This is a genomic window from Stenotrophomonas sp. YJH_SMC_16, from assembly GCF_059367875.1.
On the sequence record NZ_JCAFRH010000004.1, the window covers coordinates 377,782 to 400,248 of the forward strand.

General features: G+C 64.2%; 26 protein-coding genes. 11 read left to right on the forward strand and 15 right to left on the reverse strand.

The annotated features are described in order from the left end of the window. Positions 1-83: 83 nt before the first annotated feature. On the reverse strand, positions 84-1,409 hold the full coding sequence (locus AC5P6E_RS11525; protein ID WP_019337975.1) for a GTP-binding protein: 1,326 nt from the start codon (positions 1,407-1,409) through the stop codon (positions 84-86). A gap of 69 nt (positions 1,410-1,478) precedes the next feature. Here AC5P6E_RS11525 and AC5P6E_RS11530 point away from each other — a divergent pair, with 69 nt between their 5' ends. Beyond that, entirely contained in the window at positions 1,479-1,853 is a 375-nt protein-coding gene (locus AC5P6E_RS11530) for a MerC domain-containing protein (RefSeq protein ID WP_010484159.1), read from the forward strand. Between the two features lie 95 nt (positions 1,854-1,948). Here AC5P6E_RS11530 and AC5P6E_RS11535 read toward each other — a convergent pair whose 3' ends face one another. Next, the gene (locus AC5P6E_RS11535; RefSeq protein WP_010484160.1) at positions 1,949-2,233 is read right to left on the reverse strand and encodes a metal-sensing transcriptional repressor; all 285 of its coding nucleotides are present in this window, start codon (positions 2,231-2,233) and stop codon (positions 1,949-1,951) included. A 52-nt stretch (positions 2,234-2,285) separates the two neighbouring features. Between AC5P6E_RS11535 and dmeF the strand changes: the two genes are divergently transcribed. Then, the gene (dmeF, locus tag AC5P6E_RS11540) at positions 2,286-3,257 is read left to right on the forward strand and encodes a CDF family Co(II)/Ni(II) efflux transporter DmeF (protein WP_329766219.1); all 972 of its coding nucleotides are present in this window, start codon (positions 2,286-2,288) and stop codon (positions 3,255-3,257) included. Positions 3,258-3,380: 123 nt separating this feature from the next. Here dmeF and AC5P6E_RS11545 read toward each other — a convergent pair whose 3' ends face one another. Next, entirely contained in the window at positions 3,381-3,665 is a 285-nt protein-coding gene (locus tag AC5P6E_RS11545; RefSeq protein WP_329835793.1) for a hypothetical protein, read from the reverse strand. A gap of 90 nt (positions 3,666-3,755) precedes the next feature. On the opposite strand from AC5P6E_RS11545, the gene AC5P6E_RS11550 reads away from it, so the two are divergent. The 3 genes from AC5P6E_RS11550 (at position 3,756) to AC5P6E_RS11560 (ending at position 5,529) form a co-directional block, all read left to right on the forward strand. Further along, positions 3,756-4,172, forward strand: coding sequence for a hypothetical protein (locus AC5P6E_RS11550; RefSeq protein WP_197654798.1), 417 nt, complete (start codon positions 3,756-3,758; stop codon positions 4,170-4,172). A gap of 69 nt (positions 4,173-4,241) precedes the next feature. Next, entirely contained in the window at positions 4,242-4,622 is a 381-nt protein-coding gene (locus tag AC5P6E_RS11555) for a hypothetical protein (RefSeq protein ID WP_171953766.1), read from the forward strand. Next, on the forward strand, positions 4,603-5,529 hold the full coding sequence (locus AC5P6E_RS11560) for a class I SAM-dependent methyltransferase (RefSeq protein WP_425518237.1): 927 nt from the start codon (positions 4,603-4,605) through the stop codon (positions 5,527-5,529). Before AC5P6E_RS11555 ends, AC5P6E_RS11560 begins: the two co-directional genes overlap by 20 nt. A 3-nt stretch (positions 5,530-5,532) precedes the next feature. Here the strand turns inward: AC5P6E_RS11560 and AC5P6E_RS11565 are convergent, their stop codons facing one another. Together AC5P6E_RS11565 and AC5P6E_RS11570 are read right to left on the reverse strand one after the other, a co-directional pair. After that, the gene (locus tag AC5P6E_RS11565) at positions 5,533-6,501 is read right to left on the reverse strand and encodes a polysaccharide deacetylase family protein (protein ID WP_043399891.1); all 969 of its coding nucleotides are present in this window, start codon (positions 6,499-6,501) and stop codon (positions 5,533-5,535) included. Positions 6,502-6,571: 70 nt separating this feature from the next. Then, a complete protein-coding gene (locus AC5P6E_RS11570) occupies positions 6,572-7,231 on the reverse strand; it encodes a hypothetical protein (protein WP_495230965.1) in 660 nt (219 codons plus the stop codon). A gap of 133 nt (positions 7,232-7,364) precedes the next feature. Here AC5P6E_RS11570 and AC5P6E_RS11575 point away from each other — a divergent pair, with 133 nt between their 5' ends. Beyond that, positions 7,365-8,045, forward strand: coding sequence for a hypothetical protein (locus AC5P6E_RS11575; RefSeq protein WP_495230966.1), 681 nt, complete (start codon positions 7,365-7,367; stop codon positions 8,043-8,045). A 91-nt stretch (positions 8,046-8,136) separates the two neighbouring features. On the opposite strand, the gene AC5P6E_RS11580 is transcribed toward AC5P6E_RS11575, so the two are convergent. Continuing rightward, entirely contained in the window at positions 8,137-8,310 is a 174-nt protein-coding gene (locus tag AC5P6E_RS11580; RefSeq protein WP_005412082.1) for a hypothetical protein, read from the reverse strand. 9 nt (positions 8,311-8,319) lie between these two features. Further along, positions 8,320-9,132 (reverse strand): alpha/beta fold hydrolase, encoded by an 813-nt coding sequence (locus AC5P6E_RS11585; RefSeq protein WP_495230967.1) that lies wholly within the window; start codon positions 9,130-9,132, stop codon positions 8,320-8,322. Between the two features lie 221 nt (positions 9,133-9,353). On the opposite strand from AC5P6E_RS11585, the gene AC5P6E_RS11590 reads away from it, so the two are divergent. Continuing rightward, positions 9,354-9,836, forward strand: coding sequence for a nuclear transport factor 2 family protein (locus tag AC5P6E_RS11590; protein WP_191850557.1), 483 nt, complete (start codon positions 9,354-9,356; stop codon positions 9,834-9,836). Positions 9,837-9,875: 39 nt separating this feature from the next. Here AC5P6E_RS11590 and AC5P6E_RS11595 read toward each other — a convergent pair whose 3' ends face one another. The 4 genes from AC5P6E_RS11595 to AC5P6E_RS11610 all read right to left on the reverse strand — a co-directional run bounded on the left by AC5P6E_RS11595 (position 9,876) and on the right by AC5P6E_RS11610 (position 14,195). Further along, on the reverse strand, positions 9,876-10,895 hold the full coding sequence (locus tag AC5P6E_RS11595; protein WP_495230968.1) for a helix-turn-helix transcriptional regulator: 1,020 nt from the start codon (positions 10,893-10,895) through the stop codon (positions 9,876-9,878). 70 nt (positions 10,896-10,965) lie between these two features. After that, positions 10,966-11,991 (reverse strand): hypothetical protein, encoded by a 1,026-nt coding sequence (locus AC5P6E_RS11600; RefSeq protein ID WP_043033961.1) that lies wholly within the window; start codon positions 11,989-11,991, stop codon positions 10,966-10,968. A 12-nt stretch (positions 11,992-12,003) separates the two neighbouring features. Beyond that, the gene (locus AC5P6E_RS11605; protein WP_033833675.1) at positions 12,004-12,558 is read right to left on the reverse strand and encodes a tellurite resistance TerB family protein; all 555 of its coding nucleotides are present in this window, start codon (positions 12,556-12,558) and stop codon (positions 12,004-12,006) included. An 86-nt stretch (positions 12,559-12,644) separates the two neighbouring features. Further along, positions 12,645-14,195, reverse strand: a complete 1,551-nt coding sequence (locus AC5P6E_RS11610) for a hypothetical protein (protein ID WP_495230969.1) — start codon at positions 14,193-14,195, stop codon at positions 12,645-12,647. Between the two features lie 516 nt (positions 14,196-14,711). Between AC5P6E_RS11610 and AC5P6E_RS11615 the strand changes: the two genes are divergently transcribed. Beyond that, positions 14,712-15,794: a hypothetical protein gene (locus AC5P6E_RS11615; protein ID WP_191850551.1), complete on the forward strand. Its 1,083-nt coding sequence runs from the start codon at positions 14,712-14,714 to the stop codon at positions 15,792-15,794. Between the two features lie 65 nt (positions 15,795-15,859). Here the strand turns inward: AC5P6E_RS11615 and AC5P6E_RS11620 are convergent, their stop codons facing one another. From AC5P6E_RS11620 to AC5P6E_RS11635, 4 genes are all read right to left on the reverse strand, one after another. Continuing rightward, positions 15,860-17,005, reverse strand: a complete 1,146-nt coding sequence (locus AC5P6E_RS11620; RefSeq protein WP_241883125.1) for a YncE family protein — start codon at positions 17,003-17,005, stop codon at positions 15,860-15,862. A gap of 166 nt (positions 17,006-17,171) precedes the next feature. Next, positions 17,172-18,098: an XVIPCD domain-containing protein gene (locus AC5P6E_RS11625; protein WP_241883127.1), complete on the reverse strand. Its 927-nt coding sequence runs from the start codon at positions 18,096-18,098 to the stop codon at positions 17,172-17,174. Positions 18,099-18,231: 133 nt separating this feature from the next. Beyond that, positions 18,232-19,170: an XVIPCD domain-containing protein gene (locus AC5P6E_RS11630; RefSeq protein ID WP_049453048.1), complete on the reverse strand. Its 939-nt coding sequence runs from the start codon at positions 19,168-19,170 to the stop codon at positions 18,232-18,234. 9 nt (positions 19,171-19,179) lie between these two features. Continuing rightward, positions 19,180-19,692, reverse strand: coding sequence for a hypothetical protein (locus AC5P6E_RS11635; RefSeq protein ID WP_241883129.1), 513 nt, complete (start codon positions 19,690-19,692; stop codon positions 19,180-19,182). A 623-nt stretch (positions 19,693-20,315) separates the two neighbouring features. On the opposite strand from AC5P6E_RS11635, the gene AC5P6E_RS11640 reads away from it, so the two are divergent. The 3 genes from AC5P6E_RS11640 to AC5P6E_RS11650 all read left to right on the forward strand — a co-directional run bounded on the left by AC5P6E_RS11640 (position 20,316) and on the right by AC5P6E_RS11650 (position 21,864). Next, a complete protein-coding gene (locus tag AC5P6E_RS11640; protein ID WP_049428634.1) occupies positions 20,316-20,525 on the forward strand; it encodes a hypothetical protein in 210 nt (69 codons plus the stop codon). 91 nt (positions 20,526-20,616) lie between these two features. Then, positions 20,617-21,042 carry a TonB family protein gene (locus tag AC5P6E_RS11645; RefSeq protein WP_188249990.1) on the forward strand — a complete coding sequence of 142 codons (426 nt, stop codon included), beginning with the start codon at positions 20,617-20,619 and terminating at the stop codon, positions 21,040-21,042. 453 nt (positions 21,043-21,495) lie between these two features. Beyond that, positions 21,496-21,864 (forward strand): hypothetical protein, encoded by a 369-nt coding sequence (locus AC5P6E_RS11650; protein WP_495230970.1) that lies wholly within the window; start codon positions 21,496-21,498, stop codon positions 21,862-21,864. The last annotated feature ends 603 nt before the right edge of the window (positions 21,865-22,467 follow it).

Below are 22,467 nucleotides of genomic sequence, written 5' to 3' on the forward strand. Positions count from 1 at the left end.
AGCGTGGGCTCGGCTCTACAAGGCGGGCAAAGACCGGTTGAACCGCCATCCACGCATGGCGTGGATCTACAGGAGCCGTTAGCTCAGCGCTTCCACACCGGGAATGCCTGCGGCATCTGCTGCCACAGCAGCGGTCCCGCACGCAGCTCCTGTTCGTTGAGCAGGCAGGCATCCAGCTCTGCGCGCACGGCGCGCTCGTCCATGTGCACGCCAATCACCACCAGTTCCTGGCGCCGATCGCCCCACAACGGGTGCCACAGGCGCTGCATTGCCGAATGCGCGGCCGCGTCCGGAAACTCCTCCGGTCCCGGCAACGGTGCGCTCCAGCAGTCGGCCTGCTGGCGCGCCCATCCTAGGTCGCTGTACGGCAGCGGTGTCGGCGGCAACAGCGGTGTGGTGTCCTCGATGCCCGCACGCACGCGATCGCGCGCGGCGTACCAGAAGCCCGCCGCCTGCGTCCGCGTCGCGGCACCCACGGTGTTCAGCTCGCCCACCCAGTCCATGCGGTTGGCCAGCCAGAACCAGCCCTTGCTGCGGATCACACCAGGCATCCCCGACTGCAGCGCGCGTGCGAATCGCGCGGGATGGAACGGACGTCGCGAGCGGTAGACGAAGCTGCCGATGCCGTACTCCTCGGTTTCCGGTGTGTGCTCGCCCCGCAGTTCCTTCACCCAGCCCGGCGCACGTTGCGCACGCTCCATGTCGAAGCGCCCGGTATCCAGCAGCTCGGCCAGCGGCACATTGCCGAAGCTGGACAGCAGCAGCTTCGCGTCGCGGTTCAGGCCACGCAGCACGGCCAGCGTGTCCTGCAGCACTTCGTCATCCACCTGGTCCACCTTGCTGACCACGATCACGTCGGCAAACTCCACCTGCTCGCACAGCAGGTCAACCACGCCGCGATCGTCCTCCGGGCCGGCCTGCTGGCCGCGCTCGGCCAGTCGCGACGTCGAGCCGAAGTCGGCAAGGAACGCGCTGCCGTCGACCACCGTCACCATCGTGTCCAGCCGCGCGATGTCACTCAGGCTGAAGCCGTGCTCGTCGCGCACCGCGAAGGTGGCCGCCACCGGCATCGGTTCGCCGATGCCCGTCGATTCGATCAGCAGATAGTCATAGCGGCCCGCATCGGCCAGGCGCCGCACTTCCTGCAGCAGGTCATCGCGCAGCGTGCAGCAGATGCAGCCGTTGCTGAACTCCACCAGCGTCTCTTCGGTGCGGCGCAGTTCGGCCCCACCTTCGCGCACCAGCTGCGCATCGATGTTGACCTCGCTCATGTCGTTGACGATGACCGCCACGCGCAGACCCTCGCGGTTGCGCAGGATCTGGTTGAGCAGGGTGGTCTTGCCGGCCCCCAGGAAGCCGGACAGCACGGTGACCGGAAGGCGACGGTCGGCGCGGGAAACAGTGTTCATGTCGGAGCGGGTTGGCTGCGGAACGGAAATGTTACTGTATAACAATTGTTGCGCAAGGAGCCTCCCCCGATGAAGTCGCCTTCTGCCGCCCTGCTCGATGCCGGCGCGGTCGCCCTGTCCAGCCTGTGCCTGCTGCACTGCCTGGCGCTGCCCCTGCTGGCCGCCGCGCTCCCCCTGTTCGGCACCTGGGCCGAAGCGGAATGGGTGCATCTGCTGTTCGTGGCCATCGCCCTGCCGCTGACCGGCTACGCGCTGTGGCGGGCCGAGCGCCGTCACCCGCTGCCGGTGCTGGCCTGGGCCACCGCCGGCGCCGGTCTGGGCCTGTTGCTGGCCGGCGCGCTGGCGCTGCCCTCGCATGACTGGGAAACGCCGATGACCGTCACCGGCAGCCTGCTGCTGGCCGCCACGCACATCTGGAACGCACGGCACCGGCACGCGGGGTAGAGTCGACTGTTAGTCGACTCTCGCGCGAAGCGCGGGATCTCATGCCGCCTGGGCGAAGAGCAGTCGACTAACAGTCGACTCTACCGCCCCTCGGCCTATTTGCCGTAGCGGCGCAGCAGCTCGACCAGCACCGCGGCCTCGTCCGCCCGCTGCTGCGGGTCGTCGGCAGCCACCACATGTTCCTGCAGGTGCTCGTGCAGCAGCTCCATCAACAGGCTGTGGGCTGCACCGCGCACGGCGGCGACCTGCACCAGCACGTCCGCGCAGTCGCCCGCCTCGCCCTCGGGCTTGTCCAGCGCCTGCTCCAACGCCGCCACCTGACCCGCGATACGGCGCACCCGGGTCAGCAGCTGCTTTCGATTCTTGTGTACATGGGCCATGACTGGATCATATACCCTATGGGGGTATCCACTCCACCCCCTTGGTCCCCCCATGCACCTGGACGCCCTCGCCGCCGCCCGCCGCCACGAACACCGCTTCGACGACGGCAACCCGCTGGCCGAACGCAATACCCGCCGCGCCCTGTGGCTCACCGTCGGCATGATGCTGGTGGAGATCGTAGGAGGCTGGTGGTTCAACTCCATGGCCGTGCTCGCCGATGGCTGGCACATGAGTTCGCACGCGCTGGCGCTGGGCCTCTCGGTGTTCGCCTACCGCTGCGCGCGCCGCTACGCGCACGACCCGCGCTTCGCCTTCGGCACCTGGAAGATCGAGATCCTGGCCGGCTACACCAGCGCCATCGCCCTGCTCGGCGTCGCCGCGCTGATGGCCGTGCAGTCACTGCAGCGGCTGTGGGTACCGGCGCCGATCCACTACAACGAAGCCATCGCCATCGCTGCGGTAGGCCTGGGCGTGAACCTGCTCTGCGCATGGTGGCTGCACGACAGCCCGGGCCACGCGCATCACCACCACGGGCATGACCATGGCCATCATCACGGGCATGACCACGAACACCACGATCACGGCCATGCGCACGGTCACGACCTCAATCTGCGCTCGGCCTACGTGCACGTGCTGGCCGACGCCGCCACCTCGGTGCTGGCCATCGTCGCCCTGCTCGGCGGCAAACTGCTGGGCCTGACCTGGCTGGACCCGGTGATGGGGCTGGTCGGCGCCGCGCTGGTCACGGTGTGGGCTGTAGGCCTGCTACGCGACAGCGGCCGCATCCTGCTCGACGCGCAGATGGACGCACCGGTGGTGGCCGAAGTTCGCGAAGTGATCGAACAGGGTCCCTGGCCGGCGCGCCTGGCCGACCTGCACGTCTGGCAGGTCGGTCGCGGCAAGTACGCGGTCAGCGCCAGCGTGGTTACCAGCGACGCAGGTCTGGATGCCGATACCGTGCGCAACGCGCTGGCGATCCATGAGGAGCTGGTGCATGTAACGGTGGAGATCCACCGCAGCTGATCCTGCGCGACTGCGGTCGAATCTGTAGAGCCGAACCCATGCTCGGCTTGCCGTTGCCTTTGCAGCGCCGAGCCATGCTCGGCTGTCGCAGGCCATCAGCCGAGCACGGGCTCGGCTCTACAGTCAGAACTTCAGCATCATCCGCAGCAGGTACATCAGCAGCGGCAGCGCACTCAGCACCGCACCACCGATGCCGATCCACGGCCAACGCTCACCGCGCACGCGCGAAGCCACCGCCAGACCGCCGCCCACCAGTGCCGCACCCAGCACGCCCACGCCCAGTCCGGCGGCTATGCCATTGCCGCCTGCGGCCACCGCCGCCTGCGCAGCCAACGTGCCCGCGCCCCAACCCACAGCGATCCCCAGCCAACTGGCCATGCCGCACCACGGTGCCTTGCCCTGCGCCATCCGAAAACCCCTTTGTTCTTGCCGAATTTCTGTACGGGCCGTGCCCGCATGCTGCCTACACTAGCCGCACCTGCCCCGTAGGGACATCCCATGCGCACGCTCCGCCTGCTGCTGCCCGGTGCCCTCCTGCTGCTCACCGCCTGCGGTGGTGATGCCGGGCTTCCTTTCAGCGCCGACCCGTTGCAGGGCTGCTTCGCCACCGGCGCGCGCAAACCGGCCGACTTCCGCGTCGACAAGGAAGGCGGCCAGTACTTCGTCTCCTTCAGCCGCGGCGACCAGTGGCAGCGCGAGCCGAATGCCCTGCACAAGGCCACCCGCAGCGAGATCAGCCGCTACTTCCGCGATGACGCCGAACAGATCGACAGCGCATTGATCCGCATGGCCGGTGGCTTCGGCATCTTCCACCTCAACAAGGGCGCGACGCTGAAGGGCAAGGCCAGTGATAGTGACTACATGGCGCTGATGCTGATCGGTGCTGGGCCGGTGTATGCGGTGAAGTGCCCGTAAGACGCAATGATTCTGATGGCGGCTCAGGGCACTATGGGCGCATCCTGTCTTCTTTGAGGAGCGATGCCAATGCTGCTGTTTCTGCTGCTTGCGGTAAGCGCGCCGAAGACCCAGGGTGCCTATGACGAAGTCCGGCAGCTGCCCGATGGCCAGATCCTGATAATGCGCACTCTGGATTGGGACCTCGGCGATGGCACGAAGGAGCGCGTCATCGTGCACTGGCTGCTGCAGGAGGACGGCCGCATGCGCTACGACTTCGATCGGCAGCCACCGCAAACCCAGGAGGCCCATCGTCGATCGTGCGCGCGGCAGGGCATGCAGCCGTCGCGTGGCGTCGGCATGATCGCGGGGGAAGGGACCACACACGGTTACAGCTGCACCAGCGCTAGCGTCGGGCCCACGCCCGACTTCTCCCTGCCTGCATCCACGCATGGCGTGGACCTACTTTGACATCGGCTTGGCTCTACAACAGCTGCGGTACCATGCCCTCCCCCGAACCGCCCCGGTACCCGCCGTGCCCCATTACACCGGCCCCCTGCTGACCCGCGACAGCGCTGACACCCTGCGCCGTGCCCATGACAAGGGCGCTGCCGACTGGCAGGGTTCGCTCGACCTCGGCCGCAGCGAGGACAGCGTGGCGCTGGATGCCGACGGCTTCCGCTTCCGTGGCCAGCCCTACCCGTGGTCGGGCAAGCTGAAGGGCCGCACGCTGTACTACTGGGACGGCGAGGAATTCGCGCCGATCTCGCGTTACAGCGGTTCGCTGATCAAGCTGGTGCCGACCGAATGGGGCGCACCGACCTTCGAGATCGACGGCATCAAGATGCTGCCGACCTCCAAGCTGTCACCCTTCGAGGATGCGCGCCGCAAGGTCGAGCTGGTCGCCCCGGCCGGCAAGGTGATCCTCGATACCTGTGGTGGCCTGGGCTACTTCGCCGCCTGCGCGCTGGAGGCCGGCGTCGGCCAGATCCGCTCATTCGAGAAGAATGCCGACGTGATGTGGCTGCGCACGCTCAACCCGTGGTCGCCGGATCCGGACTCGGCTGCGGCCGGTGGCCGCCTGCAGTTCAGCCACGGCGATGTCTCGCAGCAGATCGAACAGGTGGCCAGCAACAGCGTCGACGCGATCCTGCACGACCCGCCGCGCTTTGGCATCGCCGGCGAACTGTATTCACAGGTGTTCTACGACCACCTCGCCCGCGTCATCCGCAAGGGCGGCCGGCTGTTCCATTACACCGGCGCGCCGAACAAGCTGACCAGCGGCCGCGACGTGCCACGTGAAGTGGCCAAACGTCTGGAAAAGGCCGGCTTCAAGGCCGAGCTGGCGCTTGACGGTGTGCTGGCCGTCAAGCGCTGAGCCTCACTCCGAATCCACCTTGGCCAGCTTCATCACCCACGTCGGCACTTCCGGTTCTCCGGCGTAGAAGTCCTTCGGTTTCTTCTCCGCCATCGCCCAGCGGTGCAGCCAGCTCGGGCCGTAACGGCCACTGTAGCCTTCGGCACCGCGTGCATAGGCCGGGTCACGCATCGCCTCATCCAGTGAGATGAAGCGATAGCCGCGGCGCTTCGTCGCCGCCACCAGTTCGGCGAACGTGGCCGCATTGAGTTCGTTGGCGTGCATCAGCCAGACCTGTGGCAGCGCGTAGCCCAGCAGTGCCTGCGACTGCTTCTCGTAGTAGTCCAGCTTGTTCAGCATGTACGGCACGTAGCCCTTGCGCAGCTGCGCGAGCGTGGCCTCACGCGCCGGGGAATCGGGCTGCTCGTTCATCACGTTGGCATAGGCGAACGCCCACACCCACTCGCCGTTGTCGACCGTCACCGGTGCCACGCGGTAGCCATGCTGCCTGAAGAACGCGTCCATCTGCGCGCGTTCTTCCGGCGTGCGCCCTGCACGCAGATAGGGGTGTCGCATCCACTGCGGCTTCAGCCCACGCTCGGCCAGCAGCGGCCGCAGCACCGTCTCGCCACGCAGGAAATCCTGCTGGAACGCAGGCACGCCCTTGGCATTCAGGTCCATGTGCGAGTAGGTGTGGTTGCCGAGCACATAACCGGCGTCCAGCCAGTCGCGCAGCATCTGCGCCCGCGCCGGCTGCACCTGCCCGTCGATCTCAAGCTTGTTCCCGTTGACGAAGCCGACTACCGGCACACCCGCCTGATGCAGCTGCGCCATCAGCGCTTCATGCCGCGACTGCAGGTCCGGCGGAACGATCTGGTCCACCCGCGCCCAGGGCAGGTCGTCGATGGTCACCGCAATCCGGCGATCCACTTCGGCGGCGTGCACCGCCAACGAACACAGCAGCAATGGCACAGCACGCAGCAACCAACGCATCAGCACATCCTTGCAGGAGCGAAGTGCTGACTTTAGCGCGATTGTGGATGCATGGTCGGCCACGCACCCGCTATGGGCTGCGCGACTGCACCTGACGCTCGCGCACGATCGCCCGCCACAGCATGAATCCTGCGGCCATGGCCATCAGCAACAACGCGACCAGCACGAAGGCAAGGTCATCGGGATTACGCAGCAGCGGCGCGTGCTCGCGGGTGAGGATGCCAAACACCACCTGTTGCGCCTGTGCCAGCGGCAGCCGGCCCTGCTCGCCCAGTTCCACCAGGCACGCCGCTGGGGACAGTTTGGCCACGCTGATCCATGCCATGTCGTACAGGTGCAATACCCTGGCGGCCAGTGCCAGGATCGCTGCGTGCAGCGCCATCAATCCCCAGTTGGCGCGTCGCAGGCGTTCCGACACGCGGCCCAGGCGGTAGACGCTGATCGACATCGCGCCCAGCAGCGCCAGTGCCACGCCTGCCATCGGAATCCACTGCAACGGTTGCCATGGTGCAAGCGCAGTGGACCGCGCCAGCAGCTGTTCGGCCACCTGCATGCGCGCGACCGGGTCGGGCCCGCCGCATGCATCATCCACCGGCTCCAGCAGCAGTCCCACGCGGTAGTGGAAGAAGCCGGCTGCAAGCGCTACCGCCAGCAATGCCACCACCTGCAGAACCAGCAGGATCGGGCCCGGGCCACAGATACGGCAGAAGCGGGTAGCAGCAGAGGCCATCGGTTCATCCATGACAACAAAGGACCATCCTAACCAAGCACCCTGTGCTTGTCGGCTGTCGGATACGACAACCGTCGCGTGGTCCCGGTAGGATGTGGATGAGCATGGATGGGCGTATGTAGAGGTGTTGTGGATGGTCACGCTGTATCTGTGGGTGCGAACGCTGCTCCCGCTGCTGGCGTTCGTGATCGCGTGGGTGCTGCTGTCACGCCTGATCAAGGCCCGCGTGGCGCGCCTTCCACGGGTTCCCTTGAACCTGCCCGAGCACAGCAGCAGCCCGCGCCGGAAGGACCGGCGGATCTACGCGCGCAAGCTGCGGCGCAGACCGGGCCTGCGCACCGCAACGCGCCCGGCCACCGCGCCGCGCAGCTGGAGCCTCGCGGCGGTGTTCGTTTCGTTCTCTGCGTTGATCGCCACCGTGCTGGTCATGCCGGATGGCGCGCGCTTCCAGGTGATGGTCGAGAGCCTCACTGGCTACCCGGCCACGATTGCAGAAGTACATGTTCCCGCTGCCGGGCAGCCTCTCGTGCTGCAGGCGTGGCAGCCCTCACTGGCGCAGCTGTCGCGGCCGGTAGCGATGCGCTACCCGATCGGGCGCACCGGCGGCGAGCATGAGGCACGCGCCACGCTACCGGTACAGGTGAGGCATCAGGGTGATCGGCTGCAGGTGGCTGCGGCCTTGCCGGTGGATACCAATGTGTTGCGTGCAGAGCTTGCGCGCTTGGCGGGGCTGCCGGTTGAGGCCATCACCGTCCGCCAGAACAAGATCGCGCCCTGGCTGGAACCCGGCTGGAAGCCGCTGGCCAACCTGTAGAGCCGAGCCCACGCTCGGCTGCTTTTGCAGTAGATCCACGCCATGCGTGGATGGATGCAGAGCGGAGTCGAGCATGGCTCAACTCTACAGATCACGATCCGCGCGGCAGCTTCGCCGCCCACATGTTGTCCACCAGATTCGGATAACGCCGTCCGTTCTCTTCCGCACGCTGCCGCGCCGCCTCTTTCTGCGCAGGCGACAACGGCTGCGAGGTCTGGCCCTTGGGGTTGGGCTTCTTCCACGGGGGTGTCTTGGTCTGGCGCATGGCCGCAGCTTACCGCTTCAGGAAGTTCAGCAGCGCCAGATTGAAGTGGTCCGCATGGCTGGTGTTGCAGCCGTGCGGCGCGCCTTCAAGGATCACCACTTCGCTGCCCGGAATGGCCTGGTGCGTGCGCTGGCCCGAGCCTTCAAACGGCACGATGGCATCGCTGTCACCGTGCAGGATCAAGGTTGGTACCGTGATCTTCTTAAGGTCTTCGCGGAAGTCGGTGGTGGCGAACGCCTTCATGCACCCCAGCGCTGCGTTCTGGTCGGATTGGTGGCACAGCGCGATGGCCGCCTGACGCGTCTCTTCAGTCACCATCAGCTGGCCGTTGGCACTGAAGAAATCGCGGGTGAAGCCATCGAAGAAGGCTTCGCGGTCCTTATCCAGACCGCTGCGCATTTCATCGGCCTTCTCCTGGGTGAGCGGACCTTCCGGATTGTCCTCGCCGCGCAGCAGATACGGCGGCACGGCGGCTGCAAACACCACGCTGTGCAGGCGCTCCTGCCCGTGATTGGCCACATAGCGCGCCACCTCACCGCCGCCCATCGAGAAGCCGACCAGGGTGACGTCGCGCAGGTCACGCTCCTCGATCAACCTGGCCAGGTCCGCTGCCAGCGTGTCGTAGTCATAGCCCTCGGCCGGCTTGTCAGAACGCCCGAAGCCACGGCGGTCGTAGCTGATCACCCGGTGCTGCGCGTCGCGCAGGATCGACACCTGCGTCTTCCAGGCATCGGCGGACAGCGGCCAACCGTGAATCAGAATGACCGGGCGGCCGTCGCCACCGGTGTCTTCAACGTGCAGGCGGACGCGGGAAGCAGGCATGGGAGCTCCTGTGGAAGGGGAGGCTTTCAGGCTATGGGCCGGCCCCTATCGCGACCGTGATGGAATTGCCGGCCGCCATGACATCCCCTGCACAGGCGACGCCGCTGGAGCCGGGCCGTCAATGCGGGCATTCACTCCGTGGAAGGGCCGTTTCGTCGGACGCCGGCTGCAGCGCCCCAAACGCCATGCGAGCCTGCGTGAACCCTCCCTGGAGACTCGCCATGCTGCTGCTCACCCTGCCCCTGCTGGCCGCCGGCCTTGCCGCCGCACCCGCGCCCTCCGATGACCTGCGCGAGCAGATCCGCCAGGCCGACACCCAGCTGTTCGCCGTCGCCTTCGAGGCCTGCGATGCCGACAAGGCCGCCGCGATGACCACCGAGGACATGGAGTTCTTCCATGACAAGGACGGCAAGTCGGCCAGCAGCCGCGAAGACTTCCGCCGCAGCGTGGCCCACATGTGCAGCAATGCGCGCAAGGGCGGCTGGAGCCTGCGCCGCGAACGGGTGGAGCCTTCGTTGCAGGTGTTCCCGCTACACGACGAGCGGGCGCTGGAGATCGGCGACCACCGCTTCCATGAACGCGGCAAGGACGGCGTGGAGCGCTGGGTGGGCCAGGCCCGCTTCATCCAGGTCTGGCGTCGCGTGGACGGGCGCTGGATGGCCGAACGGGTGATCAGCTATGACCATCGGCCGGCAACGAAATGAACCCGTCGGCGACTGTTCACTCGCCCTGACCAAGACCATTCAGCCCACGGTCTCCTCCAGATCGCGGGCGTAGTAGCTTGCTGCCTGAGCCAACCCCGCGCCGATGGCGTCGCACAGGTGCGTTGGGGAATCGACCCGTACGTTGCTCCCGAAGCCCATCAGCCACCAACGCAAGGTCTGGTCGTCCTCCACCGTAGCGCGCAGCCGGATCCATCCATCACCCAGATCACTGATCGTCTGATCTTCGGACAGGGGCGTCTCCCTGAGATGCTCCGCAGCCTGCGCCCGGAAGCGCGCCTCCAGCACGATGCGTCCTTGCCCCTGGAACGCGGTGGCGGTGGTCGTCGCATAGCGCTGGAAGTCGAAGTCCGGCAGGCTCCTTGCCTCCATCTCCAGCACCCGGGTTCCACTCAGGCGATGCAACGCCAGGTGGCGGATGTCCGTATAGTCCCGCAGCATGCAGACAAGGTACTGCGCAGAACCGCGCATCAGCAGCCCCAGAGGATGCATGATCATCTCCTTCGGCTCGTCCTTGCCTTTGCTGCGGTACCAGCCTGACAGGCAGCGTCGGGATGCCAATGCCCTGTGGACATCCACCTGTACGGCCGTTTCCACCTCGGGGGCGAGCAGGTTCGGGCCCATGGGCAGGATCGCGGTCCTGCTGGCCCACTCCCCCCAGCCCGACGTCGAGACTTCCGCCCGCGCCATGTCGAACACGGGCATCAGCTCATTCATGGCCGTTGCCGGGAGCAGCTGACGCAGATGTGCATGCGAAAGCAGCAGTGCAACGCTCTGCGAAATCGACAGCCTGGGCGTGAAGGCGAAGTTCGCTTCCCTGGACCAACTCCAGCCAAAGGGCTTTTCACTGTCGTCGGCAATGAGCTGGAACCGCGTGGACAGGTTCTGGAGGTCCCGTTCAATGGTGCGACTGCTGGTCCTGAAGCCCAGCGGCTCCAGATTCTCCAGTATCTGCCTGACGGATATCCTGCGCGGAGCGCGCGGGATCATGCGCAGCATCTCCCACTGCCGCATCAACGTGTCGTTCGAACGGATCTTCATATCAATCTTCCCTTCCAGAGCCGACAGGCAACAAGAGCCCCACCAGAACGGCGTGGGGCTCTGCCCATCGTCAAGCCGCCTTGGCGGGCTCCTCGCCCTTCATCACCACCATCGCCGCATCCACATCGGCCACGGTCTTCTCGGTCGAAAGCACCAGCGCTCCTGCGTCATCCAGGATCGGGGTATCGATCATCACCTTGATCAGCTGGGCAATCTTCACGGCACGGAAAACCCGCTCCCGCGCCTGCTGGGGGAAACTACTGAAATCGCAGCCGTGCTCCCGGATGACATCACGGATATCGGCTACACCACGACGCAGCGACATGCACAGCTTGGAGAACGTCCTGTTGGCGAGCGTTGTAACGGTCTCGACCGCTGCCAACTGTTCGGCGGCCAACACGGCCTCGTCGTAATGGGTTCGAGCAACCTCTTTGTTACGGCGTGCATCGGCCAGCGCGGCTTCAGCCTTGCTGCCCACCACGTAGCCAAAGATCGCCAGCGCCGGACCGGCAACTAGGCCACCCAGCACCAGGGTGCCGCCAGCCATTCCGAATCCGCCCGCAGCCAACGAACCGCCGCCCAGCCACGCCAGCGTTGCGTTGGTTGCTGCAACACCGCTGAGGGTCGAAATGGCAGTGCCGGTGCTGGCACTGGCCAGCAGCATCGTCCCGTTGTACGCACCAAATGCCAACGCGGCGCCACTTCCCAGCCCGGCGCCCAGGCCCAGGCCCGAGTCCATCAGCAACTGGTAGTCCCGCTTCAGGCCTTCCAGCGACGCCGTGGTGAAATCGCCCTGCACCAGCTTGTCCAGTTCGGGTGAGCCGATCCCCTCAACGTTCTTGAGCTGGCCAAATGCATCGATGAAGTCTGCGATCCCCCCATTGAAAGCACGCAGTTTGCGTGCACCATAGTCCTCAAGCACCGTGTTGGTACGCTTGCGCTGCGTCTCCAGCAACGACGAGCCCTTCTCGATCAGCCCTTTTGCATCGGCGTTGGCGATGCCGGCATCCTTGTGATCGACCACGGCCTTGCCGCCCTTGTAGATGCCATACAGCGCGCTGGCCGCCATCGCGGCCCCGACTACGATTGGAATCATGGGTAACTCCTTTTACTCAAGAATGATGGCAACGGTACGGCTGGCCTCGCGATTGATACTTTCCGCGCGCTCAAGCAGGTCGTTGTAGATGTAGTCGTCAATACCGAAGATATCGGCCAGGCGACGCAGCTGTGCTTCCTCGACACTCGACACTTCACCGTCGGCCAGTGCAAGCAGCATCAACTCATACAGCATCACCTTCGGTACGGCCGGCTGCGCGGCTTCGACCATGGCCTTGTCGATCAGCGAGTCGAGCACCTCGCACGCCACCCGCGCCCGCTCCACCGGGTCGCTCTGGCGCACCAGCGGCATCGTCTGCAGGCGCGTCAACAGTTCCTTCGTCACCCCGTCGGACCGATATACCTTGCCGCACTCACGGGAAAAGCTGTCGAAGATCGCACGTTCGTGTTCGGATTCATCCAGCGAAACCTTGCTCAGGTTGGTATCGCCAGTCACTTCTTCGTGGGTCTTTCCGTCCCACAGCATCGGGTTGTCACTCACGCTCAGCAGGCGCGCAACCTTCAGGAAGGTTGCCTGCTCGGTGTCTGGAAGCAGATAAAGGAACATCGTATCTCCAAGGTCCTGGGATCACACACGGAAGCCGGCGTGGCCAACCTGCCCGGAAGGCCACGACCAGAAATGGGTTCGATTGATCAAAGCCGAAGCGGCTCGTCACCCGTCATGAACAGATCAAACTCCTGCAGCGAAGCAAACTGCAGGCGGCTGCCCAGCAGAAGGGCAAAGCGGTTGATTGCAGCCGCGAATCCATCGGCGTCAATCTCCGGCTGGGTGGTATCGAGTGCACACAGCAACTGGGCCGTCTCGTCATTCAGCACTGGAAGCTCGGCCGCAATGAACTGCGCCAGCGCCAAGCGCTGCGCCAGAATTTCTTCACGGGCAGCTTTATTGAGCTCGATTGCCAAGGCCAGCCTCTCGGCAGCCAGATCTGCACTCCGGGCCGCCTCCAACGTTTCCCGATAGAAGATCGATGAAAGCGTGCAGCCAATCATCCCGCCGATGGCGGCGCCAACCACCGGGACCGGAATCGCGATCTGGCCCAATGCCGCCATCATGGCCGAAGCCATCATGCCGGAACCCTTCTCACCGATCTCATCCAGGAACTGGACGCCGTCGATCTCACCCCTGGCGTAGCGGCGTATGCAGCCGGTCATGGTCACGCAGACGTCGACCACCATGGCCGGAGCGGCTGTACGGGAAAGGACCTGCAGGCTCTGTCGGCCTGACTGCTGCATCACTGCGGTCAATGCGGCCCCGGACGCAGCCGTTGCGTAGCCCATGCCGGCAGAGACGGCACCATCCACCAGGACTGCGCGGCCCGCATCAATCATCCCCCTGCGCTCGGTTGCCACCGCATAGGCATTGGTCGCCATGCTGATCGCCGCGCCAACCATGAACGCCCCGCGCGCGCCTTCAAGACCTGCCCTGTGGCTGGTATGCGCGATATCGCGCACCGTCGCCATCCGCGGATGGGTACGATAGAACTTCGCATCGTCACTGGTCAGCCCCGTATCCAGAAGGTTGCCGGCCAGCTGCTCATAGTTGTCTGCCTTCGCACGAAGATGCAGTGCGACCTCAGGCTTGCCCCTCGCGTCGACCACGTCCGCCTGACGGCGCAGATCTGCTGCCTGCGCCCGGCAATATGCCTCGGCATCGACGTACTGCTCCGAGGGCAGCTCCAACTTCAGCCCACGATAGCGCGAGAACTCTCCATCGGGCGCAGCGATCTTCTCAAGGAGCCGGTCACGGTTGCCCACGAACTTCATCTGTGACTGGCTGCCTTCAATGATCTGGCCATCCAGCACCCTTACCCGGTCAACGCGATCATCGTTCCGCCGGTACTGGGGATGGTCATCACTGCGCACCGTGCGAACGGGTGACCCACTGATGATGGCCTCGGAATTGTCACGACTGGTCGCTGCGACCTCAGCCGCATAGCCGGCCTGCTGGGCAATTTTGTTTTCCGGACGTACCGGATCAAGCTTGTACCCGGAGATCTTCTTCAGGCCATGGGTAAATGTCTGACCGGTCAGTTCGTCTCTTCCGGTATACCCTTTGATGTATTCGGCATTAGCATTGCCATAGCGTTGGACAGTCTCCAGCGCTGACATCGTCGTCGCTGCGTCCAGGATCTGCCTGCCCGACGTTTCGCGGGCACTGTCATCTGCATTTGCATTGGGTTCCATTGCGTTTTCCTCCGTGACGCAAAGCATCCAGCTGTGGGCCAATACCCAGGCATGCTTCGCCGGCGGGTTTGGCTGGGAGATCCATCTTCGGCGTGCATAGCGACAAACCATGTCGTAACGCCTGATCCCCCGGATCATCGACAGCACTTCCGAAAACTTTAGGCCTATTGCGAACTTTTCGTGGCCGATTGCGACGACACATCGCACTGCGACACAGATTGTCGGAGGAATCCGCATATTCCTCTCCGGGGAGGCCACGCAGGTGCTGGGCCTCCCTTCCTTCCATCACCTGACGAGGAACGCCATGTTCAGAATCATCGGTGCAACCGTGGTGTACGGGCTCGCGCTGTATGGCCTGGGATGCTGGGTACGTGACAGCCACGAAGTACGTGACACGAGGTAGACCTTTACTCCTGTCGAGACCCGGACGACCTCAGCGGTCGACAGCAGGCAATCCCCTCACCGGACAGCGAGGGAACACAGATCAGGATGATGGAACCCCCAAAAGAGAGATTGATGAACAAGCGTCATTCCGAGCTCGTGATCTTCATTGACAATGTCGTCGCAGAACTTCGCCCGGTGCTGGCCTGGATCGAGCGCCATCCGGTCCTTATTGCGTCGATTGCCGTACTTCTGCCCAGCGCAGGCATCCTCTACTACGCCGTCAGGGAAGAGCTGCCTCTCAGCCTGCTTTCGTCCGATGCCGTTTCCGCACTCCCCATGATGCTTGCGGTGACCGGGCTGCGCGTCCTTGCCCTGGCCGTCATGTTCCTTTCCCCCATCGTACTGTCCCCCAATCGGTTCTCGTATATCCCAGGCCAGGGAATCAAACTGCTGCCGGACGCTCCGGCGAGCCGGAACAGGACGCTCTGGCGCTGGAGCCTTGCGCTGATCACTCCGGGCGTACTGCATTTCAGCGGAATCTATGTCGCATCCTTCTACACCGAGATTTCAGATGCAGCACTGTGGTTCAGTACGATTGGCTGCCTGCTGATCTTCGTTCTCCTTTCCCGCTGGGCGAAGCCCGATGACAGGAAGCAGAAATGGCTTTCCTTGGATAGCTACTTCCTGCTGGGCATGGGGCTCATGCAACTGCTGTCCATCAACACGATCATGCGGCTCATGCTCGGCCTGGTCTCCAGGGAAAGTGATCTGGTGATTGGCATGTGCCTGCTCACGGCCGCAGTAGCATTGGGCATATTCCAGTCCATCGTCATCAGAGTGGTCGATGAACTGAGTGGACGATACGGCGTTGGTGTACTTGCACTCTCGTTCGCCTCGATCATGGTCACCGTGGCCATGCTCTTCCCTCCGACCGGTGCATACCTGGCCTCGCAGGTTGTCAACCCGCCAAGCGGAAAATCCCGCGGCTGCATGACGCTGGATCTGCGATCGCGTGACAGCGCATCCCGCAAGCTCCTGATCGGTGATGGTACCGCTACCCATCCGGTCAACGTTGTCTACTCGACCAGTTCCGTGCTGCTTGTACGCTTGAAGGATGACGACAGCAGGACCATCCATCGTATCCCCATGGACCAGGTTACCGAGTTCAACCCGTGCCCGCGGGAAACAGACACCGAGAAGTCACCCGGGACATAAGGAAGCTGATGCCCTGATCCGAGCAGGGCCGCCCGTGCCAGACGCACGGGCGGCCCCGTAGCCGGTTACAACTGAATCCGCGCCACACTCTCGTCAGCGCCCTTGTCATCCTTCTCGCCGTTCTTGATGCTCACGAACAGCACGTTGTTCTTCGCATCCAGCGCCAGGCTGTTCGGGTGGGTCGGCACGGTGTAGGTGGCCACCTTCTGGTAGCTGTCACTGTTGTACGCGGTCACCGTACCGGCTTCGCGGTTGGTCACGTACAGGCGCTTGCGCGGTGCATCCAGCAGGATGCCCAGCGGGCCGGCGTCGGTCGGAATGCTGGCCAGTTCCTTGCCGGTGCTGCGGTCGAGCACCAGCACGCGCTGGCCCGGGTGCTTGCTGACCAGGCCGCTGCTCTTGGCCTGGTAACCACGCAGGAATTCCGAGCCCTGGTCGGTCACGAACAGGCGCTTGCCGGCCGGATCCAGCGCGATGTTCATCGGCTGCTCGGCGGCGATCCTGTGCTGCGCCACTACCTTGTTCGAATCGGTGCCCACCACCACAAGGTTGGCCAGCAGGTTGCTGGTGTAGACGCGCTTGTTGGCCGCATCCAGCGCCAGGCCCGGTGCCTTGGCATTGCCCAGGCCATCAATGGTGTTGATCACCTTCAGCGTGGTGGTATCGATCACGAACAGCACGCTGCTCACGTCCGGCTGGCTGCTGTGGCCGGTCACGTACAGGCGGTTGGCCGCGCTGTCGACCACCAGCTCGCGCAGGTCATGGGTGTAGGCGGCCTTGCCATCCTTGCCGGTCTTCTTCTCCATCAACTGGATGGTGCCCACGGCCTTGTTCTGCGCGGTGTCGACCACCGTCACCGACAGGTCCACGGTGTTGCCCACGTAGAGGCGGTTGTGGGCGTCATCCAGCACCACGCCGAACGCCTTGCGCTCCAGCGGGATGCGGGTTTCCACGGCCAGCGTGGCCGGGTTCAGGCGCAGAACCTGGGCAGGGCCGGCGTCATCGCCGAAGCCGCCGGACGAGGCCACGAACACGGCGTTCTGCTTCGGGCTGTAGGCCAGCTCGTACAGGCCCTTGGCCACGGCCTGGCGCTGCACAGCGGCGGTGGCACTGGCGGCGGGAGCGTTGTCGGCGAACGCCGAGGGCGCGCCGAGGCTGAGCGAAACGGCAACGGCCAAGGCGGCCGAGCGGAAGAGAGGATTACGGAACATGCGAGCGTCCTTGAATGGGCACGGGAGGGTGTCCTGGCTCGCTGGGCCGTACTGCGACGGCCCGACCTGCATCTGTCTGCGCGGGTGGGCTGGCTGGGGTTGCGGGGGAATGGTAGCAGGTGGGGGGGCGTGGCGTGCGCCGACGCGCGTATGGCAGGCGCGCGGGTTACTGCTCCTTCAACCGCAGCGAATCGGCCACATCGGTCTTGGCCGCCACTTCGGTGGCGATGCTGGCGCGGCGGTGCCCCGGGTCATTACGATCGCCCTGCACGATGAAGATGCTCTCTGCCGCATGGCTGCTCTTCGTTGGCTGGCTGAGCAGCACGTGGTCCACGCGCGAGAGATTGTTCTGCTTGGCCAGGACCAGGAGGCTGGCGCTGATGCGCTGGCTGGCCGCATCGAACGGGCGGCCATGCGCAGCGTCCAGCTCGGCCACTTTCTGGATCAGCTGCGAGAACAGGCGATGGTCCGGATGCGAAGGGTCCAGCAGCGTGCCGGCCACTTCAATCGGCGTCGGCGGCGGCTCATCGCTGGCACGGTCGCCCTGGCGATGATGCTCGGCCTCGCGCTCGGGCATCGCGTGGTGGGTTTCGGCATTCAGATCGCTGCCCGGGAACGGCGCAGCAATGCACTGGATTTCCGGCAGGTTGAACAGCACCGCGAACTCGCCCAGGTTGCTGCCGCCATCCAGCGGCGCCGGCAGCGGATGCAGGCCCGCATAGTGCAGCGCCGCCCAGACGAAATCGCTGCAACGGTTGATGGTGGCCGGGCGATCCACATCGAACTCGAACTCGGCCGGTTCCTCGGCGAAATCACGCAGGCAGCCGTAGTGCTCCTCGGTGATTTCCAGGGTGCGGCTGTAATACGGGTCCAGATGCTCGTCGGCATCGTCGTGGCGCACCTGCGCGTACTGCGCACCCGTGGGGGCTTCGCCCGGCGCGTAGCGCGGCGGTGCGAAGCCGTAGCTGTGGGCCTCGTCGCCTGCTGCCACCTGCAGGTACATGTGGCCGCGCGGCGAGATACCCCCGCTCTTAAGTGGTGTGCCGGGGGCGGCCAGGTACAGCGTTGCGGTGTAGCGTGTTGCCTGCTCCATGCCTGCTCAGCCTTGTTGGGTACTGCGGTCCTGGGCGGATGATGGCATAGGTGGGATGGGGGACAGGTAGAGATGGAGGCAGTTTCGAGGCCGAGGCGCTCGAAACTGTGATCTTCCGTGCAGTCGCTGGAAGTCAGCCCATCTGCAGCGGCGCCCGGGTTTGTTCCAGGGCCGGCTCCTGCGGCGCCAACGAGGCGCGCTCCTGCTGGGCCTGCGCAATCTGCTCGACCTTGGCGAATGACTGCTCCACCGGTGTTCGCGCAGCCTCCTCCGCCGTCATCGAAGCTCGCACATGGGCAGGATCGTTGAGCTCCCCCTGCACGACGAACAGTCGCTGCGGCGAACCATCGCTTGGAGCATTGCCCAATACCACATGGTCGACATGCTCCAGCCCGCTCTCCTTGGCCGTGGCCAACAAGCCCACTGAGATCCGCTCGCTGGTCCCATCGTAGGAGCGGCCATGCGCCTCATCAATGCCCGCTATTCCCTTGCGGATGGAATCGAGCATATCGCGATCGCCCCGCGGCAGTTGCTCATCGCTGATGATTCGCTGCATCAACGTTCTCTCCGGCATTTTGTTGTAGTGCTCGCTATTCAGCGCGCTATCTGGAAAGGGCGCGCGGATGCTGCGGATGTACTCCACATTGCTGAGCGGTTTCAGGCCACCTTCGAAGCTCTTGTCCTGCATGAAGAGAAGGTTGGTTCGATGAAGGCCGGCGTGATTCAGTGCGCCCCACGTGTAGTCGATACAGCTGTTTTCCACCCCGTGATACTCGGTATTGAATCCATGCTCGCCGGGCTTTGTGCCAAATTCCACCAGCTTGTCGTACTGCCGCTGGCTGATTTCCATCGTCCGCGTGTAGTACGGGTCTTTGTACTGCTCGGCGTCATTGTTGTAGACCATTCCAGGCCCAGTCACGACGCCATGCTCGATAGGTGCAAAGCCAAAGCTCACCTCGTCCTTGCCATGCGCCACTTTGTAGTAGACGTGGCCGGCGCTGGATGTCCCTCCAGCCAGCAGCGGCGTGCCGGGAGCGGCAACGAAGATTGTGACTGTGTACTTGTCGTCCATGACGCACTCCTACTTCGACTTGTTTACGTAGGCCACCAGCAACTCGGCTTGCGTGGCCGCCAATCGATCATCAGGCTTCAGTATCTGCATACTCAGCCTGTAGTGGCCAGGCTGCAGTTCCTGAGCCCAAGCGAGGGCAAGTTGTGTGTGGTGACTGTCAGGCGCCTCCAATCCTGCTGACTGCAGAGACTGATGATCGACGTCATCCAACCACCCGCCTTCCACCCGGCCCGTGGGTCCGATGGGCTCAATACGCGCGGGCGTGCCTGCCACCGACTCCACCCTCACCAACGGAACAGGAATGCGCTTTTGCGCCTCCAGCCGCTCCAGTTTCACCTCGGCGGGTAGGCCCATACTGCGGACCTCACGGCCCGCATTCAGTGATTTAAGCCCGTCTTCTCCACTCACCCGGATTCCTAGAAACAAGGTTGGCGAGGAACTTTTCCCTGGGGGCGGTAGGGTGAACTCGACCACCATGGGTGTGGTCATCGCTACCAGCGGCAGCGGCCTGATGAAGGGCACCAGGGTCTCGTTCTCTGCCGGAGCACGCGGCCCGGGTACCGCCTCCGAGCTGGCTCGGCAGCCGCCCAGCAGGGAACCTGACAGTATCAAGGCCAGGCAGACCAACCATCTTCCTTGTCGAAACATCGCTTTTCCTCTTCCAAGGCTCATCGAAGCCGTTGAAGGCGCCTTCGCCCGTACTTATACACCCCGGCCGCAGATGATTCTGCGACGAAGTTCGCTGCGTCGCGGCTCCTGCGACTGGGAGTGATCAAAGTCGACCACGCGCAATGGTGCGCTTACGTACACGCATAGGGGGTAGTAAATGGACCGCTACTTTGTGAACAGAACGCCGCAGGCCAATGGAGACCATGAGGTGCATAGACAGGGATGCTATTGGCTTGCTCGCGCCCAGTCCACACAGGACCTCGGCTTGCACACCAGCTGCAGGACGGCTGTGGCTGAAGCCCGGAGGTGGTACCGGCAGTCGAATGGCTGTGCCACTTGCGCTGCAGCTTGCCATACGAGTTGATCAACGGCCGAAGGCGAGGCGGTTGCGGCCCCGCCAAAGTTGGGCGGGGCCGCACCGACACAGCCGCTGAGACAGCTCTAGGCCATCTTCCCCTCCCCTCTGGAGGACGACCATGACCAAGATCGACCCCACATGGCTGGAAGCCTTCGACAACGAGCTCCTCCACCTGTTCGCCATCGACCACCGCGACGCCGGTATGGACGAGTACCTGCTGGGCTGCTACGCAGACCTCCCACCGCGCGAGGCTGCCCTGGCGTTCGGCAGCGACTACGACCTGGAGCGCGACGATGCACTGTGGCCACGGCCGGGCGTACCTGTGTGAGCGGTGCAGCAGTCCGGCACGCCGGCATTCAAGGCAAGCGATGCCAGGGGATGACCGCTATGCTGGCAGCGCACCGGAATGGAAGCCACGTATGCCCCGCCTGAACACCGCCCTGGCACTGAACCTCGTTCTGATGCTGCTGGGCACTACACCTGCCATGGCCATGGCGGCAGACCCGCAGGTTTCCACTGAAGTGTTCGTAGAGCGTGGTGACAACCCCACCTTCGAGCTGCAGCAGGCGCCTGCCGTTGTTTATTCAACGACCCCTGCCACGCCGCCCGATACCTTGCTGCAGGGTCCCATGCAGGTGCTGCTAGTTGCTCAGCTGGATGAGCTGGGCCACGTTTCCAACGTGATGGTGGTGCGGTCCAGTGGACTGCGGGAGATCGATCGTGCGGCCTTTACCGCAGTGGACCAGTGGCGCTTTGATCCGGTCGTGGTTGAGGGCGTCGCACGGCATGCGCGGGTTCGGGTGCGTCTGAGCTTCGTGCCTCCGGCCGAGGCGCCGCCCGGCTGAACCGCCGGCCCAATCTGTCGCGATTGACCCTACTCCATGGCCCTGACTGCGGGCATTCCTGCACTTGGGGCCAATAACGCCAAGCCCTTCAAGACCGTTGCGGCGCAATCGCTTGCCGGCTTAACACCGTGTGCGACAATGCCGAAAGCGTCAGGACTGGCAATCGCCGGTTCTGCAGTTTCTTGGCATTTGGTAGCTGTACGGGTATCTCTTGGCGTGCCACCGGAAAAGGGTGGCGCGGGACTCGAAAACCCGTCTATGTACCAGATGTATGCGCTTGCCGGCCGGCGCCACCTTTTGTGTGGCGCCGGCTGGCAATCCGTTCGCGTTCCATGGCGGACGGTGCGTGGGGATCTTCGGATCCGCCGGTCTGGTACATACCGGTTTTCGAGCCCGCACCGTCCGCCACCTTTAATTGGTGGCGCTGCTATCTGTCCTGTACGGAGCATTGCCATGAACACATCGGACTTCCGTTCCCTGCACGCGCAGTACAATCCGGATACAGCCGAGACCGAGCGCGAACCCTCCCCCGATCCAAACTCCTTCGTCGCCACGCTGCACCGCATCGGAACCGGTGCGGCTGCGGACGGCCAGCCGTGGCCGGAGCGGCATCAACTGCCTGGGCGGTGCCTTCAGTTGGCAGATGCGGATTGCGCGTTGGCGGGGCTGCGCGTGGTGGCGGAGCTGATGTTGGCTGCGGAGCGCACTCGGCAGAACGGTGCGCCCGAGGAGTACCTGGGGGATCGGGTGATGGAAGGGTTGAAGATGGCGTGTGTGGCGTTGACGGCGCAAGTGGCAGAGCGGCTGCACGTGCGGGAGTAGCGCCCAAGGCTTGAGCCTTAAGCAATGGGCTGCAGGCTATCGTCGCGGCCCCATTATCCGTTCGCCTCTGATCTGCAGGACTTCCAATGAAGTCTCTGACGTACGCAGTACTGTGCTTAGCAGCGCTGATTGGTTCAGCGCTCGCCCACTTCCACTTGCCAAAAGGCGATTTGGAGCTGAAGACTTACCCCAAGGTCTCGGCTACCAAATTTGCAGTCATGCGCGAGGAAGCCCTAAGCCTAGCGGCTGAAGATGCAACGCTCGGCGCCGGACGCTTTGAAGCAAGGTACTTCGAACTCACTTGCCGAGGTGAGCCCGCTCTGCTGGTGGACAACTCCTCATCACAGTTGCTCATCCTAGGCTTCATAGGCCGAGCCAGTGAGACGCCTTGCGTTCAACCTCTACGCCAGCGCTGGAGTAACCGACTACCTCCGGCCAACTAGGGCTCTGCAACTGAACTCCACGTGCGAGGCTTACCGACGGGCCTGAACAGTCTGCGGTTTGCGCTGACACGCCACGCTCTTCCGCGCCAAGCCATTAGCGGCTCATTGTGTCGTTTACGGCATACTTTCCCCAGAACGCCACGTGCGGTCGCGGATAGGG

Excerpts from the sequence above, each read along its gene's own strand:
- AC5P6E_RS11620 (WP_241883125.1), bottom strand. The coding sequence starts at position 17,005 with ATGTTCCGTAATCCTCTCTTCCGCTCGGCCGCCTTGGCCGTTGCCGTT.
- AC5P6E_RS11535 (WP_010484160.1), bottom strand. The coding sequence starts at position 2,233 with ATGGCCCATGTACACAAGAATCGAAAGCAGCTGCTGACCCGGGTGCGC.
- AC5P6E_RS11595 (WP_495230968.1), bottom strand. The coding sequence starts at position 10,895 with ATGAAGATCCGTTCGAACGACACGTTGATGCGGCAGTGGGAGATGCTG.
- AC5P6E_RS11575 (WP_495230966.1), top strand. The coding sequence starts at position 7,365 with ATGGTCACGCTGTATCTGTGGGTGCGAACGCTGCTCCCGCTGCTGGCG.
- AC5P6E_RS11525 (WP_019337975.1), bottom strand. The coding sequence starts at position 1,409 with ATGAACACTGTTTCCCGCGCCGACCGTCGCCTTCCGGTCACCGTGCTG.
- AC5P6E_RS11590 (WP_191850557.1), top strand. The coding sequence starts at position 9,354 with ATGCTGCTGCTCACCCTGCCCCTGCTGGCCGCCGGCCTTGCCGCCGCA.
- dmeF (WP_329766219.1), top strand. The coding sequence starts at position 2,286 with ATGCACCTGGACGCCCTCGCCGCCGCCCGCCGCCACGAACACCGCTTC.
- AC5P6E_RS11550 (WP_197654798.1), top strand. The coding sequence starts at position 3,756 with ATGCGCACGCTCCGCCTGCTGCTGCCCGGTGCCCTCCTGCTGCTCACC.
- AC5P6E_RS11625 (WP_241883127.1), bottom strand. The coding sequence starts at position 18,098 with ATGGAGCAGGCAACACGCTACACCGCAACGCTGTACCTGGCCGCCCCC.
- AC5P6E_RS11585 (WP_495230967.1), bottom strand. The coding sequence starts at position 9,132 with ATGCCTGCTTCCCGCGTCCGCCTGCACGTTGAAGACACCGGTGGCGAC.
- AC5P6E_RS11650 (WP_495230970.1), top strand. The coding sequence starts at position 21,496 with ATGAACACATCGGACTTCCGTTCCCTGCACGCGCAGTACAATCCGGAT.
- AC5P6E_RS11555 (WP_171953766.1), top strand. The coding sequence starts at position 4,242 with ATGCTGCTGTTTCTGCTGCTTGCGGTAAGCGCGCCGAAGACCCAGGGT.
- AC5P6E_RS11615 (WP_191850551.1), top strand. The coding sequence starts at position 14,712 with ATGAACAAGCGTCATTCCGAGCTCGTGATCTTCATTGACAATGTCGTC.
- AC5P6E_RS11610 (WP_495230969.1), bottom strand. The coding sequence starts at position 14,195 with ATGGAACCCAATGCAAATGCAGATGACAGTGCCCGCGAAACGTCGGGC.
- AC5P6E_RS11600 (WP_043033961.1), bottom strand. The coding sequence starts at position 11,991 with ATGATTCCAATCGTAGTCGGGGCCGCGATGGCGGCCAGCGCGCTGTAT.
- AC5P6E_RS11570 (WP_495230965.1), bottom strand. The coding sequence starts at position 7,231 with ATGGCCTCTGCTGCTACCCGCTTCTGCCGTATCTGTGGCCCGGGCCCG.
- AC5P6E_RS11605 (WP_033833675.1), bottom strand. The coding sequence starts at position 12,558 with ATGTTCCTTTATCTGCTTCCAGACACCGAGCAGGCAACCTTCCTGAAG.
- AC5P6E_RS11630 (WP_049453048.1), bottom strand. The coding sequence starts at position 19,170 with ATGGACGACAAGTACACAGTCACAATCTTCGTTGCCGCTCCCGGCACG.
- AC5P6E_RS11545 (WP_329835793.1), bottom strand. The coding sequence starts at position 3,665 with ATGGCGCAGGGCAAGGCACCGTGGTGCGGCATGGCCAGTTGGCTGGGG.
- AC5P6E_RS11530 (WP_010484159.1), top strand. The coding sequence starts at position 1,479 with ATGAAGTCGCCTTCTGCCGCCCTGCTCGATGCCGGCGCGGTCGCCCTG.
- AC5P6E_RS11565 (WP_043399891.1), bottom strand. The coding sequence starts at position 6,501 with ATGCGTTGGTTGCTGCGTGCTGTGCCATTGCTGCTGTGTTCGTTGGCG.
- AC5P6E_RS11645 (WP_188249990.1), top strand. The coding sequence starts at position 20,617 with ATGCCCCGCCTGAACACCGCCCTGGCACTGAACCTCGTTCTGATGCTG.
- AC5P6E_RS11580 (WP_005412082.1), bottom strand. The coding sequence starts at position 8,310 with ATGCGCCAGACCAAGACACCCCCGTGGAAGAAGCCCAACCCCAAGGGC.
- AC5P6E_RS11560 (WP_425518237.1), top strand. The coding sequence starts at position 4,603 with ATGGCGTGGACCTACTTTGACATCGGCTTGGCTCTACAACAGCTGCGG.
- AC5P6E_RS11640 (WP_049428634.1), top strand. The coding sequence starts at position 20,316 with ATGACCAAGATCGACCCCACATGGCTGGAAGCCTTCGACAACGAGCTC.